The organism is Ilumatobacter sp. (assembly GCF_039969435.1).
Taxonomy (GTDB): Bacteria; Actinomycetota; Acidimicrobiia; order Acidimicrobiales; family Ilumatobacteraceae; genus Ilumatobacter_A.
This window is the reverse complement of record NZ_JBDVNU010000021.1, coordinates 100,185-112,692: the sequence shown is the minus strand read 5'-3', so window position 1 is coordinate 112,692 and position 12,508 is coordinate 100,185. Positions and strand designations below refer to the sequence as shown.

The 12,508-nt window shown below is 67.9% G+C and carries 12 protein-coding genes and 1 tRNA gene; 5 read left to right on the top strand and 8 right to left on the bottom strand.

The window, feature by feature from the left end:
- Window positions 1-64: 64 nt before the first annotated feature.
- Window positions 65-1,450 carry a carboxyl transferase domain-containing protein gene (locus ABJK40_RS12295; protein ID WP_348479563.1) on the bottom strand — a complete coding sequence of 462 codons (1,386 nt, stop codon included), beginning with the start codon at window positions 1,448-1,450 and terminating at the stop codon, window positions 65-67.
- 49 nt (window positions 1,451-1,499) lie between these two features.
- Window positions 1,500-2,438: a LysR family transcriptional regulator gene (locus ABJK40_RS12290; protein WP_348479562.1), complete on the bottom strand. Its 939-nt coding sequence runs from the start codon at window positions 2,436-2,438 to the stop codon at window positions 1,500-1,502.
- Window positions 2,439-2,786: 348 nt separating this feature from the next.
- Here ABJK40_RS12290 and ABJK40_RS12285 point away from each other — a divergent pair, with 348 nt between their 5' ends.
- Both ABJK40_RS12285 and fabZ read left to right on the top strand, forming a co-directional pair.
- Window positions 2,787-3,572: a fumarylacetoacetate hydrolase family protein gene (locus ABJK40_RS12285; protein ID WP_348479561.1), complete on the top strand. Its 786-nt coding sequence runs from the start codon at window positions 2,787-2,789 to the stop codon at window positions 3,570-3,572.
- 57 nt (window positions 3,573-3,629) lie between these two features.
- Window positions 3,630-4,058 (top strand): 3-hydroxyacyl-ACP dehydratase FabZ, encoded by a 429-nt coding sequence (gene fabZ, locus ABJK40_RS12280; RefSeq protein ID WP_348479560.1) that lies wholly within the window; start codon window positions 3,630-3,632, stop codon window positions 4,056-4,058.
- A gap of 20 nt (window positions 4,059-4,078) precedes the next feature.
- Here the strand turns inward: fabZ and ABJK40_RS12275 are convergent, their stop codons facing one another.
- From ABJK40_RS12275 to ABJK40_RS12250, 6 genes are all read right to left on the bottom strand, one after another.
- Window positions 4,079-5,302 (bottom strand): beta-ketoacyl-ACP synthase II, encoded by a 1,224-nt coding sequence (locus ABJK40_RS12275; protein WP_348479559.1) that lies wholly within the window; start codon window positions 5,300-5,302, stop codon window positions 4,079-4,081.
- Window positions 5,299-5,538, bottom strand: coding sequence for an acyl carrier protein (acpP, locus tag ABJK40_RS12270; protein WP_348479558.1), 240 nt, complete (start codon window positions 5,536-5,538; stop codon window positions 5,299-5,301). The genes ABJK40_RS12275 and acpP overlap by 4 nt, the downstream gene beginning before the upstream one ends.
- 53 nt (window positions 5,539-5,591) lie before the next feature.
- Window positions 5,592-6,326, bottom strand: coding sequence for a 3-oxoacyl-ACP reductase FabG (gene fabG, locus ABJK40_RS12265; protein ID WP_348479557.1), 735 nt, complete (start codon window positions 6,324-6,326; stop codon window positions 5,592-5,594).
- Window positions 6,327-6,362: 36 nt separating this feature from the next.
- Window positions 6,363-7,331, bottom strand: a complete 969-nt coding sequence (locus ABJK40_RS12260) for a beta-ketoacyl-ACP synthase III (protein WP_348479556.1) — start codon at window positions 7,329-7,331, stop codon at window positions 6,363-6,365.
- 15 nt (window positions 7,332-7,346) lie between these two features.
- Window positions 7,347-8,519, bottom strand: a complete 1,173-nt coding sequence (gene fabD, locus ABJK40_RS12255; RefSeq protein WP_348479555.1) for an ACP S-malonyltransferase — start codon at window positions 8,517-8,519, stop codon at window positions 7,347-7,349.
- Window positions 8,520-8,625: 106 nt separating this feature from the next.
- Window positions 8,626-8,699: transfer RNA gene (locus tag ABJK40_RS12250), tRNA-Leu, on the bottom strand.
- A 113-nt stretch (window positions 8,700-8,812) separates the two neighbouring features.
- Here ABJK40_RS12250 and ABJK40_RS12245 point away from each other — a divergent pair.
- Genes ABJK40_RS12245 through polA form a run of 3 tightly spaced genes read left to right on the top strand, consistent with a single transcriptional unit; the run spans window position 8,813 to window position 12,463 of the window.
- The gene (locus ABJK40_RS12245; RefSeq protein ID WP_348479554.1) at window positions 8,813-9,103 is read left to right on the top strand and encodes a hypothetical protein; all 291 of its coding nucleotides are present in this window, start codon (window positions 8,813-8,815) and stop codon (window positions 9,101-9,103) included.
- A gap of 45 nt (window positions 9,104-9,148) precedes the next feature.
- The gene (locus ABJK40_RS12240) at window positions 9,149-9,733 is read left to right on the top strand and encodes a response regulator (RefSeq protein ID WP_348479553.1); all 585 of its coding nucleotides are present in this window, start codon (window positions 9,149-9,151) and stop codon (window positions 9,731-9,733) included.
- Window positions 9,734-9,790: 57 nt separating this feature from the next.
- A complete protein-coding gene (polA, locus tag ABJK40_RS12235; protein WP_348479552.1) occupies window positions 9,791-12,463 on the top strand; it encodes a DNA polymerase I in 2,673 nt (890 codons plus the stop codon).
- Window positions 12,464-12,508: the final 45 nt, after the last annotated feature.

The following is a 12,508-nucleotide window of genomic DNA, read 5'->3' as shown; positions in this document are numbered from 1 at the left end:
CGGTCGTTCGTCGATCCGCGAGGCGTCGATGCGCGGCCGAGACGAACGTCCGGAGCCGCGTCGATCAGAACGGCGAGTTGCCGTGCTTGCGTTGGACGAGGTCCTCACGCTTGTCGGCGAGCACGTCGAGCGCATGTGCGATGTGGGCGCGTGTGTCGGCCGGGTCGATGACCGCGTCGATGAAACCACGCTCGGCCGCCACGTACGGGTTGAGGAGGCGCTCGGCGTAGTCGGCTTCGAACACCGCCTTCTCCTCCGGTGAGGATCGACGGGCCAGGATCGCCGCCGCCTGGCCGGCGCCCATGACGGCGATCTCCGAGAACGGCCAGGCCAGGCACAGGTCGTTGCCCATGGTCTTGGAGTCCATGACGATGTACGCACCGCCGTAGCTCTTGCGCAGGATGACGCAGATCCGAGGCACGCTCGCCCGGGCATAGGCGAACACGAGTTGTGCCCCGTGGCGGATCATGCCGCGCCACTCGAGGTCCTTGCCCGGGTAGAAGCCGGGGGTGTCGACCAGGGTGATGATCGACAGGTTGAATGCGTCGCAGAAGGCCACGAATCGTGCCGCCTTCTGCGATGCCGGGATGTCGAGCGTGCCGGCCAGCACCATCGGCTGGTTGGCCACGATGCCGACGGGTCGTCCGTCGACGGTGGCGAACGCCGTGACCACGTTGGCCGCCCAGCGGTCGCGCAACTCGAGAATCGAGTCCTCGTCGACGATCTCGGCTGCCACCTTGCGCACGTCGTAACTGCCGGTGGACGACTCGGGGATCTGGGCGCCGGCCCCGGGGCAGGAGCGGTCGGCCGGGTCCGTCGACGGCCAGCGGGGCGGTTCCTGGTCGACGTTGTCCGGGAGATACGCGAGGAGGTCGTGTGCCGCGGCTTCGGCAGCCGCTCGATCGGCGACGACCATGGTGGCGACACCGGTGTAGCGAGCGTGGGCGGCCGCACCGCCGAGTTCTTCGACGTCGATGCCGATCCCCGTGAACTGCTCCACCATGACGGGTCCGTTCACGAAGGCGGACGACCGCTCCGTCAGGATCGCGAAGTCGACGATCCCGAGCAGCAGAGCGGGGCCGGACACGGCCGGGCCGTCGACGATCATCAGTGTCGGCACGATGCCCGAACAGGCCGTGAGTCGACGCGCGACGCGTCCCCAACCGTCGAGCGCGATCATGCCCTCCTCGATGTCGGTACCGCTCGTCGAGATCGAGATCACGACGGGCAACCGCTGGTCCAGGGCCACCTTGATTCCGGCTTCGAGCTGCTGTGAGGTCGCCGCGTCGAGTCGTGCGGGTTCGTCGTCGTGATCGCACTCGATCCACATCACCGTTCGCCCGCCGACACCGCTGAGCGAGTCGTCGAGCGTTCGGATCGTGGCCTGTGCGAACCCGGCGACGAATCGGGCCACACCCAGCACGTCGACGGCATCATCGAGATCGGTCATGCGCTCGTCACCGTACCCGACTCGGTACGGATGCGAGCCGTGTCGAGGCTCAGGCCGGACGCTGCGGCGCGAGCGGTGAGGCACCCGGGTGCACGCCGGGTTGCTGCTCGCCCTGTTCCTCGATCACCGTTCGCAGAGTCTCGAGCGTGACGTGCGTGGGAGCGTTGGCGCTGGGACGTCTCCGCCGGATCGTGGCGACCACGCGGCGGGGGAGTTCGGGGACCGTGATCCTCCGGAAGGACCCCGTGAGCCAGGTGGGGATCGCGGTCGCAGGGACGATCGCCGGCCCGAAGCCGTCGAACGCGAGCGATGCCAGCAGTCGGACGCCGTCGATCTCGGCCTGGGGGCGCAACGACACGTCGTTCGTCGACGCCGCCCGCTCGAGCAGTTTGCGCAGAGCCGAGCCGGTGGGTGGGAGGAGCAACGGCTCGTCGTCGAGTTCGGCGATCGGCACGGTGTCGGCCCCGGCGAGCCGGTGACCTTCGCTGACGAGGAGGAACAGGTCCTCGGCGAACAACGGCTCCACGACCAACTCGGGCTCGTCGATCGGGAGGTGGATGATCGCCGCGTTCAGTTCACCGGACATCACGTTGGGGACCAACGACGACGAGGCGCCCTCACGGACGATCGCACGAACGTTGGGGTGATCGGTCGCGAGTTGGCGGAGCAGTGACGGCGTGAGCCATCGCGCCGTGGTGCCGATCACCCCGATGCGGGTCTGGCCGGACACGTTGTCGTGTCGGCTGCTCACGTCGGACGTGATGTCCTCCATCTCGTTGAGGACGCGACGGGCTCGTTCCACGACCCGAGCGCCCTCCTCGGTCAGCTCGCCCTGAGCCCGGTCGACCAGGGTGACCCCCAGTTCCTTCTCGAGTCGGGAGACGTGGCCGGACACGTTCGACTGGACGGTGTACAGCGATCGCGCGGCGGCGGAGAAGGTGCCGTGGTCGGCGATTGCGACGATCGCGGCGAGCTGGCGGACATCCATCTCCAAAAACGATAGCGAGTATCTCCGATATCTCCTTGTCAGATCGCTCGCACGGTGTGCATACTCTCATCACAGCTTGTGATCGAAATCACGAGTTGGCAAGTCGAAGTGACAACACCCCCCATGTTGCACTCGTTGAAGAGTCCACAGTCCGATCCCCCAATCGGCGGACTTCTTCCGGTTGAGAGGCCCGGATCCCCCGATCCGGGCCTTTCCCATTTTCCGGTCGGCGACGCCCGACGGTCGCAGAGGATGTTTGGGTGCGGTGACGATGCGGGTGCGATGACTTCGACGTTGCGGTGACACGCGAGGATGTCGAGCGATGGCCGCCCGCGAGGAGCAACGACGATGAACACCGAACCCACCGACGCGCAGATCGTCGCGATCGCCCGGCAGCTCGCCGAGGCCGCGGAGAGCGGCGTCGCGGTCGGTGCGATGGGAGCCGAAGCGACCGACCTCGCCACGGGCTATCGGATCCAGGAGGCCGGCCACGACCTGCTCGACGACCGACTGATCGGGTGGAAGACGGGGTGTACGAACGTCGCGGCTCAGCGCTTCCTCGGTCTGGAGGCGCCCGTCGCCGGGCGGTACGGCAGTCGACACGTCATCGCCGCGCCCGCCGAGGTCACGGCGACCGAGTTCGCGACTCCACCGCACATCGAGGTCGAAGTCGGGTTCCGGCTCCTCGCCGACATCGATGGCGTTCCGCTCGATGCCATGCAGTTGGCCGATGCCGTCGAGGTGTTCGCCGCGATCGAAGTGGTTGCCGGACGGCTCGCCTCCTTCCCGCTGGTCGGGGGACCGGAGCTCGTCGCGGACAATGTCTTCGCAGCGCGGATGGTGGTGGGCCCGACCCTCGACCTCGATGCCGACGCCATCCGTGCTCTCGACACTCTGCCGGTCGAGCTGTGGATCGACGGCGAGCGGACAGCAGCGGGAACGGGCGCCGATGCGCTCGGTCATCCGCTGGAGGTCCTCTCGTGGCTCGCGGGGCACGCAGCGGAGCGAGGCGCACCGCTGACATCGGGCGCCCTCGTGATCACCGGGACCTGCACGGGGATGGTGCCCGCGCGCCGCGGAGCGTCCCACGTCGGACGGGTCGGCGACAGCGAGGTCTGCCTCGTCGTCAGCTGACGGGCGGGACCGGTCGAGATTCGGAACCTCGACCCGGCGGTGCGCCATGATGCAGGCATGAGTTCGCTTCCGACACCCATCGATCTGTTGCCACATCGCGATCCGTTCCTGTTGGTCGACGAACTCGTGGCGATCGAGCCCGGCACGTCGGCGACCGGCATCTGGCGCCTGACGGGCGAGGAGTACTTCTTCGCCGGTCACTTCCCGGGGCGGCCCACGCTGCCCGGGGTGCTGATGTGCGAATCGATCGCCCAGGTCGGTGCGTGCGCGGTGCTCGCCGACCCGAGGTTCGCCGGCAAGCTGCCGTTGTTCGGCGGCCTCGACGGCGCACGATTCCGCCGTCAGGTGGTACCCGGCGACGAACTGACGATCGAGGTCGAGCTCGGCCGGATGTCTGCGCGCGCCGGCAAGGGATCGGGCCGCGTCCTCGTCGGCGGAGAGGTCGCCACGAGTTGCGACCTGATGTTCGTCTTCGCCGACGCCTGATCGCCCGGCGGGGCGCCGGGCTACGACGCCGGAGCGATGACGACCGAGCCGTTGTGGCCGCCGAAACCGAAGTTGTTGCTGATCGCCGGCCCCGGCGACCAGGCCCGGGCCTCTCCCACGACGAGGTCGATGTCCATCCCCTCGTCGGCCTCGACCGTGTTCGCCGTGGGCGGGATCAGTTCGTGCTCGATCGACAGCACGAGCGCGGCCGCCTCGAGCGCTCCCGCGGCACCGAGTGCGTGCCCGGTGACACCCTTGGTCGAGACGACCGGCACTGCGGACGGTCCGAACACCGCTGCGATCGCATCGGCCTCGGCGGCGTCGTTCAGCGGAGTCGAGGTTCCGTGCGCGTTGACCTGCTTGATGTCGGAGGCCTCGAGGCCCGACTCGGCCAGTGCGGCTCGCATGCAGGCGATCGCACCGACGCCACCCGGTGACGGTGCGGTGATGTGATGTGCGTCGGCGTTGCTGGCGCCGCCGAGGAGCTCGCCGAGGATGTGTGCGCCTCGCGCCTCGGCGCGGGACCACTCCTCGAGGATCAGCACGGCGGACCCCTCACCCATGACGAAGCCGTCACGTCCCGAAGCGAACGGTTGGCTGACGCCGGACGTGGACAGTGCCGTCATGTTCCCGAAGCCGGCCAGGGCGGTGAGGGTGGCGGCGGATTCCGAGCCTCCCGTGGCGACGGCGTCGACGATGCCCCACTTGATGAGCCGGGCGGCGTAGTTGATCGCGTGGCTTCCGGCGGCGCAGGCGGTGGTGATGGTCTCGTTCGGACCCTGCAGCCCGTAGCGCATCGAGATCGCCGCGCCCGCAGCGTTGGTCATCATCATCGGAACGAGGAACGGCGAGACGCGCCGCTCACCCTTCTCGATGCGGATCTGGATCTGTTCCTCGAGCGTGTGCAGTCCGCCGACACCAGTGGCGAAGATGGTGCCGAACCGGCTCGCATCGACGCCGATGGCGTCCACGCCGCCCGCCTGCTCGAACGCCTCGCTCGCTGCTGCCAGCGAGAACTGCTCGACCCGGTCGGAACGACGCGACGCCTTGGCATTCTCGAAGTACGGGGACGGGTCCCAGTCGTCGATCTCGATCGATCGGCCACCGGACGCGCCGGGGCCGAGCAGTCCGGCCCAGAATCCCTGCTTCCCGATGCCGGCGGGCGCGACCACTCCCAAGCCGGTGATCGCGACGCGACGAAGGCCTGCGGGACCCAAGGGCATCGGAGCGATGTCCGCCGTCATCCGACCTTGTTGGCGACGAGGTCGTACGCGTTCTGCACGGTCTCGACGCCTTCGAGTTCCTCTTCGGGAACTTCGATGTCGAACTCCTCTTCGAGTGCCATGACGAGTTCGACGAGGTCGAGGCTGTCGGCATCGAGGTCGTCACCGAACTTGGCGTCGGGCGTGACGGCGCTCTCCTCGACGGAGAGCACTTCGACGGCGCACTTGCGGAAACGGGCGAACAGTTCTTCGTTCATTGAATTCTCCAGGTGTTGGGTGTAGGCGATGGATTGTAGGTGAGCGCCGGGGCTCAGTGGCCCATTCCGAGGCCACCGTCGACCGGGACGACGGCTCCGGTGATGTAGGCCGCGTCGGGTCCGGCGAGGAACGACACCACGCCCGCGATCTCGTCGGCGTCGGCCATCCGGCCCAACGGCACGGCGTTCGTGATCGCGGCGAGTTGGTCCTCCGACAGCGCCGCGGTCATGTCGGTGACCACCGGGCCGGGCGACACCACGTTGACGGTGATGCTGCGCGAACCGAGTTCACGTGCGAGCGATCGGGCGAAACCGACCAGACCGGCCTTCGACGCGGCGTAGTTCGACTGGCCCGCCTGGCCGAGCATCCCGACCACCGACGACATCAGGATGATGCGTCCGGACCGGGCCTTGAGCATCGCCTTCGCGGCTCGCTTCGCGACCCGGTACGACGCGGTCAGGTTGGCATCGATCACCGACGCGAAGTCGTCCTCGCTCATGCGCAGCAGGAGCCCGTCCTTGGTGACGCCGGCGTTGGACACCAGCACCTCGACGGGCGCTCCGAAGTGGTCTTCCACCGCGGAGAACGCTGCGTCGACCTGGGCGGAGTCGGTGACGTCGCATGGCACGCCGAACAGACCGTCGGGCGGTGGCGACGAGTGGTAGGTGACGGCGACCCGCTCGCCGTCGTGAGCGAAGCGGCGCGCGCACGCCAGGCCGATGCCGCGGGATCCGCCGGTGATCAGGATCACGCGGCCGGGTGGTGTGCTGGTGTCGGGATCGGTCATCGGTGGGTGCTTTCGTGGTGGGCGGGCGTGCCGAGGTCAGGAGTTCGACTCGACGGCATCGGGGCTCCATCGCACGACGGCGCTCGCGGCGGACATGCCGGCCCCGAAGCCGACGAACAGGATCAGGTCGCCGTCGGAGACCCGTGCGTGGTCGAGTGCTTCGGCGAGTGCGAGCGGGACGGACGCCGCGGAGGTGTTCCCGGTGCGGTCAAGGACGACCGATGCCTTCTCGATCGGGATTCCGAGTCGGTCGAGCGAGGCCGAGATGATCCGGATGTTGGCCTGGTGGGGCACCACGAGCGTGATGTCGTCGGCGCTCACGCCTGCCGCGCTCAGCGCCTTGGTGGCCGAGTCGGCCATCAATCGCACAGCGCGCCGGAAGACCTCCTTGCCTTCCATCTCGAGCACCCCGCCGATCTCGGCGAACAGTGCGCTCTCGGCCGCTCCGACCGAGTCGAGGTCCCAGCTCAGCAGTTGGCCGGGGCCTTCGACCGCCTCGATCAACGCCGCTCCCGACCCGTTGCCGAACAGGATCCCGGTGTTGCGGTCCGTGTAGTCGGTGATCCGGTCGAGCGTGTCGGTTCCGATGACGAGCACCTTGTCGGCACCCATGGCGATCAGCCCGTGGGCGTTGACGAGTGCGTAGACCCAACCGGAGCACGCCGCGTTCAGGTCGTTCGCACCGCACGACAGCCCGAGGAGTTCCTGCACGGTGGATGCGGTGGCGGGAACGCAGCGGTCGGGTGTGGTGGTGGCGAGGATCAGGGCGTCGATGTCGGCCGGGTCGCAACCCGACATCTCGATCGCCTTGCGGCCCGCCTCGGTGGACAGCCCGGCGGTCGTGCCGCCGACGTGGCGTTGGACGATGCCGGTTCGGTCACGGATCCATTCGTCACTCGTGTCCATCATCGACTCGAGGTCGACGTTGGTGAGGATCCGCTCGGGGAGAGCGGTCCCCCAGCCGGTGATCACCGCTCCGCGGACTCCGTTCGGTACTGCTGGCATGGTGCGCGTTCCTGTTCAGCTCGACCGCAGCCAGGCGATGGGTTGGCGCAGTGTGACGCGTTCGGTGTCGACCGCGATGAAACTCTGGAACTGCCCGGAGAACGATGAACGCACCTCGGCGTCACCGACGTGGCCGATCACCGTTCCGACGTCGATCGCGGTGCCTTCGGCGATGTCGTCGAGCGGTGTGAAGATGCCGGTGCCGGGGCTGACGACGAGCCGTTCGACGGCGAACAGGTGCTCACCCTCGAGCTGGGACGCCAGGGTGGTGGTTCCCGCGTCGACCCACTCCAGCAACTTGTCCAGGTCGTCGGGTGTGGCGATCGAGATCGTGCGTCCGTCGGTCGTGCGTTTGGCCATCCCGCTCAGCACGCCGCCGGGCCCGAGCTCGGCGAAGTCGGTCACACCAGCGCTCTGCAGCGTGAGCAGACTCTGGCGCCATCGCACCGGACTGGAGAGCTGCGCCGACAGCAGGTTGGCCCACTCGGCGCCGACGTCGTGAGCCTTCGCGTCGACGTTGGACACGACCGGGACGTCGGTGTCACGGGGGTCGGCGGCGGCGATGGCTTCGCGCAGCCGATCACGGGCGGCGGCCATGAACGGCGTGTGGAACGCTCCCGACACCGGGAGGGACATGACCCGCTTGGCGCCGAGTTCCTTCGCCTGGGCCGATGCCTTGTCGACGCCTGCGGGTGATCCGGCGATGACGACCTGGCCGGGTGCGTTGTAGTTGGCGACCCACACGTCGGAGTCGGCGAGGTTGCACGCCACGACCACCTGGTCGTCGTCGAGACCCAGCACCGCGGCCATGGTTCCCGGACGGGCGAGCCCGGCGTCGTGCATCGCAGCGGCACGTTCGGACACCAGCTGGATGCCCTCGTCGAAGCCGAGCGCGCCGGTGGCGGTGAGCGCCGTGTACTCGCCGAGGCTGTGGCCGGCGCAGAAGCTCGCATCGATCCCGATGCGTTGCACGGCGTCGAGCACCATCAGGCTCGACACGAACGTGGTCAGCTGCGCGTTGCGGGTGTCCTTCAACTCCTCGGCATCGGCATCACACAGCAGCGAGGCGATGTCCCGGCCCGCGACCTCGGACGCCTCGTCGACGAGTTCCCAGCTCTCGTGGTCCTGCCAGGGGCGGCCCATTCCCGGGCGTTGCGATCCCTGACCGGGAAAGGTGAAAGCGAGCATGTTCGCCGAATCTAGACGAGCGATCGGGGCGTCGAACCCTTACCGCGCGGTAACCCTCCAGATGGCGCCGAGGGTGACGCGAGGGTCGCGTCGCCGTGCTCTGTCGTACCCCGGGTCGGACTTGAACCGACACTGGACGGTGTTTGAGACCGTTGCCTCTGCCAATTGGGCTACCGGGGCGTGCGGGGCGAACGATACCGCCCCGCCACCGTCCCGCAAGCTCGTCGTCCCGGTTCAGAGCTGGAACGACGGGGTTCGGGCCCGACCGGTCGCCGGGCTCTACGATGTCCGGCGTGTCGAAGCGATCGATCACCCGCAAGCTGGCCAAGGACTCCAAGCGCCTGGCCTCGCTGCGTGCAGAACTGGGAACGATCGACGAACAGGCCCGCATGCTGCGCGACGAGGCCGACGACATGGCCGTGCGGGCGATCGTCGCCGACGACACGGGCGTCTCGCGAGACGCCCGCCGAGCTCGGGAACATGCCGAGGCGCACCGCAGGAACCGGGACCGGGTCGTCGCCGAGATCGCCGAACTGGAACGTCGTCAGGACGAGCTGCTCGACGGTCTGGGCTCGGCGCGGTGACGCCGCGTCCGGGGTCGTTCGCGCGAATGGCGCTATAACACTCCCATGCCCTTGCGCGTCGTGATCGCCGAAGACGAAGCCATCATCCGCATGGACCTGCGCGAGACGCTCGAGGAGGAGGGCTACGTGGTGGTCGGTGAGACCGGCCGTGGCGACACCGTCGTCGACCTCATCCGCGACACCATGCCTGACCTGGCCATTCTCGACATCAAGATGCCGGGCGCCGACGGGTTGGAAGCGGCACGCACGATCAACGCCGAGCGTCTGTGCGGCGTCCTGATGCTGACCGCGTTCAGCCAGCGCGAAGTGGTCGAGGAGGCCCGTGATGCGGGGGCACTCGCTTTCCTCGTCAAGCCGTTCCAGAAGAGCGACCTGATCCCTGCGATCGAGGTCGCCATGGGCCGCTTCCGCGAGTTGCAGGCACTGACCGGTGAGGTCGACACGCTCGGCGAGCAACTCGAATCGCGCAAGGTCACCGATCGAGCGAAGGGCCTGCTGATGGACGAACTGTCGCTGTCCGAAGCGGACGCCTTCGCCTTCATCCAGAAGACGGCGATGGCCGAGCGCACCCGCATGCGTGACGTCGCCGACCGCATCCTCGACGGCTCACTGCGCCCAGCAACCGACTGATGTCGAGTGTGGGCCGGACCCACGCATCGTCATCGACCAACACGAACGGAGTTGACCGTGGGGACCCACCTTCTCGTCGACGGGAACTCGCTCACGTACCGAGCGTTCTTCGCCCTCCCGACCGACATGGCCACCGCCAGCGGCCAGGTCACCAACGCCGTGTTCGGCTTCACGTCGATGCTCGCCTACGTGCTCGACGAGCAGAAGCCCGAGGGCATCCTCGTGGCCTTCGATCGGCCCGAGCCGACGTTCCGCCACGACGCCGAACCGACCTACAAGGCGCAGCGCGATGCGGCTCCCGACATCCTGCGCCAGCAGATGGGCCTCGTGCGCGAGGTGCTCGTCGCGTTGGGCATCCAGACGATCGACGTGGCGGGATGGGAAGCCGACGACCTCATCGCCACGGCGGTCGACGAGCTGACCGCACGCGGCAAGGACGTCATCATCGTCACCGGCGACCGTGACAGCTACCAGCTGGTCGACGACGAGACGAACGTCAAGGTGATGTACAACAAGCGCGGCGTGAGCGACTACGCGCTGTACGACGAGGACGGCATCGAAGGCAAGACCGGGGTGCGCCCCGAGATGTACGTGCAGTACGCCGCCCTGCGCGGCGACAATTCCGACAACCTTCCCGGCGTGCCGGGAGTGGGGGAGAAGACGGCGGCGAAGCTGATCAACAAGTACGGCGGCCTCGACGGCATCTTCGCCAACGTCGACGAGCAGACCCCGAAGTTGAGGCAGAACCTCGTCGAGAACGAGGCACGCGCTCGCAAGAACCTCGACCTGATGGTCCTGCGTCACGATGCGCCCGTCGGTTCCGTCGACTTCGACGACCTCGTCCCGAAGCCGAACGGCGCGGAGATGAAGCGCCTGTTCGACTTCCTCGAGTTCCGTGCACTGTCGGGTCGGATCACCGCGGCGATCAACGGCATGGGCGCTGCCGTCGACCTCGGTCCCCAGGACGAACAGCAGGAACTGGTCGCCGAAGTGACCGTGATCGAGACCGTCGGCGACGCCGTCGCAGCGATCGAGGGCGTGGCCGCGCTCGACGTGGCAGCCACGTGGACGGGCGATCCGGGTCGAACCGACCTGGTCGGACTCGCCGTCGTGACGGACGCGGAGTCGGCCGACGTCGCGTGGATCCCGGCGGGTCTGCTCGCCGAGAAGGCGGTGCAGGATGCGATTGCAGCGCACTCCGACGTCCGTGGCCACAACATCAAGCCGTTGATGCGTTCGCTGCTCGGCGTGGGATGCTCGCTCGACGGAATCGCACTCGACACCGCGATCGCCGCGTACCTGATCGATCCGGCCGAGGCGCGTTACGACCTGCCCGATCTGATCGAGAAGTACACGCAGTGGGCCCGGCCGTCGGACGCCGCCGGATCCGGCCAGCTCGACCTCGACGGCACGTCGCTGACCGACGCCGACCTGGCCGGACGCGACGCTCTCGCGGTGCACCACCTCGTCGGCCCGATCCGTTCGAGCCTGGAAGCACAGGGCATGACCACGCTCTACGAGACGATCGAGAACCCGCTCGTGATGGTGCTCGCGAAGATGGAACACATCGGCATCGCCGTCGACATCGACGAACTGCAGGGGCTGAACGACAAGCTCACCGCCGAGGTCGAGTCGCTCGTGGCCGAACTCCGCGAGGTCGCGGACATGCCCGACCTCAACCTGAACTCGCCCAAGCAACTCCGTGAGTTGTTGTACGACACCAGAGGGCTGACGCCGATCAAGAAGACCAAGACCGGGCCGTCGACCGACGCCGCCACGCTGGAGAAGCTCGAACACGAGTGGCCCGAGTTCCTGGCGCCGCTGCGTCGGCATCGCGAGGTGGAGAAGCTGCGCGGCACGTACGGAAAGGGCCTGCTGCAGGAGGTCGCCGCCGACGGGCGCATCCACGCCACCTTCAACCAGACGGTGGCGCGCACCGGGCGTCTGTCGTCGGACAAGCCGAACCTGCACAACATCCCCGTGCGTTCCGACGAGGGCCGGTTGTTCCGGCGGGCGTTCGTGGCGTCGCCCGGGACCGAGTTGCTGGTCGCCGACTACAACCAGATCGAGCTGCGCTGCATCGCCCACCTCGCACAGGACTCCGGACTGCTCGAAGCGTTCAACACCGGCCAGGACATCCACAACGCGACCGCCTCGCGCGTCTTCTCGGTCGAGCCCGGCGAGGTCACGGTGGATCAACGGTCGAAGGCGAAGATGGTCTCCTACGGACTCGCCTACGGCATGGAGGCCTACGGCCTGGCGCAACGGTTGAACATCCCGGTCGACGAGGCCGCACCGATCCTCGACGCCTACTTCGTCGCGTTCCCGAATGTCAAGCAGTACATGGACGACACCGTCGCTGCGGCGCGTGAACGTGGGTACACCGAGACGCTGTTCGGACGGCGACGCCCCATCCCCGAGCTGATGAACTCGAACTTCCGGGTGCGTCAGGCCGGGGAGCGTCAGGCGATGAACGCCGGCATCCAGGGCCTCGCGGCCGACATCTTCAAGGTGGCACTGGTGCGGATCGACGAAGCGTTGAGCCGACCGGGCGTGGAGAGCGAACTGATCCTGCAGGTGCACGACGAAGTCCTCGTCGAGGTGCCGCCGGCCGAGAAGCAGGAGATCGGTGACCTCGTGATCGAGTTGATGCACGGCGCCGCCGACCTCGACGTGCCCCTCGAGGTCAACGTCAGTTGGGGCTCGACCTGGGCCTCCGCCAAGGGGTGACACGGTGACGTCGCCCACCGGTCCGGTCTGTCCGCATTCGCGTGA